This window comes from Aquitalea sp. S1-19, assembly GCF_024343515.1.
Window position 1 is genome coordinate 1 of sequence record NZ_RJTZ01000351.1, and the last position, 553, is coordinate 553.

Sequence of the window (553 nt, forward strand, 5' to 3'; positions counted from 1 at the left end):
AGCAAGCACCGCTGGGACCCGAAAAACCAGCGCCCCGAGCTGTGGAATATCTATAACAGCCGCGTCAACAAGGGCGAGAGCATACGCGTGTTCCCGCTTTCCAACTGGACCGAGCTGGATATCTGGCAATACATCTATCTGGAAAACATCGACATCGTACCGCTGTATTTTGCCGCCGAGCGCGAGCAGGGTATTACCATCGATGTGGCTTACCGCTATTTCAGCACCGACAAGCGCAAGTTCATCATTGCCGACTGCCCGGGGCACGAGCAGTACACCCGCAATATGGCCACCGGCGCTTCGACCTGCAATCTCGCCATCATCCTGATCGATGCGCGTTACGGGGTGCAGACGCAGACCCGGCGTCACAGCTTTATCGTCAGCCTGTTGGGCATCAAGCATGTGATCGTCGCCATCAACAAGATGGACCTGCTGGACTTCGATGAGGCGGTGTACAACCGCATCCGTGACGACTATCTGGATTTTGCCGAACGTCTCGCCATTCCCGACATCCGCTTCGTGCCGATTTCGGCGCTCAGGGGCGACAATGTAG

Annotated in this window: 1 protein-coding gene; it reads left to right on the top strand. The window is 56.8% G+C overall.

Annotated elements, in window-relative coordinates; genetic code table 11:
• On the top strand, window positions 1-553 hold a 553-nt coding region (locus EGI20_RS18995; protein ID WP_498633266.1), incomplete at both ends, for a GTP-binding protein.